Source organism: Priestia sp. KCTC 13724, assembly GCF_056820425.1.
Genome location: NZ_JBXDLD010000114.1, coordinates 1 through 717 on the forward strand (window position 1 = coordinate 1; position 717 = coordinate 717).

Here is a 717-nt window from a genome sequence, read left to right on the forward strand (position 1 = left end):
AGGCGGCTTTTAATTCCCATTATGGAACGGTTGGTTTCCATCCATTAGTTGCCTTTGATGGCGTAACAGACGATTTTCTTAAAGCTAAACTACGTCCTGGAAATGTGTATACCTCTACTGGTGTAGTAGAATTCATACAACCACTGATTGAACATTATAATGATAAATTCCCAGCGACTACATTGTTTGTTCGTGGAGACAGTGGCTTTGCTGTTCCTGCATTATATGATTTGTGCGACAAAGAATCGGTTTACTTTGTCATCCGCCTAAAATCTAATGCTAATCTACAGAGGATTGCAGAAGAACTCCATCCTTCATCAATGCCATCTGATGTTACAAAAACTGAATGCTACTTTGAAGAAACTATTTATCAAGCGAAATCATGGGCCAAACCAAGAAAAGTAATTGTTAAATCTGTACGCCCAGCGAATGAACTGTTTTTTATCCATTCGTTCTTTGTAACCAATTTAGTAGATGCCTTTTCTCCAAAGGACATCGTCCTTGCTTATCAAAAAAGGGGGACGATGGAGAACTACATCAAAGAAGCCAAAAATGGGTTCAATTTAGATAGAATGAATAGCCACGCATTCCAAGTGAATGAAGTAAAGATGTTGGTAAGTCTTCTAGCCTATAACTTAACAAATTGGTTGCGGACCCTTTCCTTTCCAAAAGAACAAAAGAACATGCAAATAGAGACCATACGTACTAGGATCATTA

Annotated in this window: 1 protein-coding gene; it reads left to right on the forward strand. The window is 38.1% G+C overall.

Features of this window, described 5'->3' with window-relative positions; genetic code table 11:
• The coding region (locus AC1UFB_RS15050; RefSeq protein WP_482589442.1) for an IS1380 family transposase at window positions 1-717 on the forward strand (717 nt) is incomplete at both ends.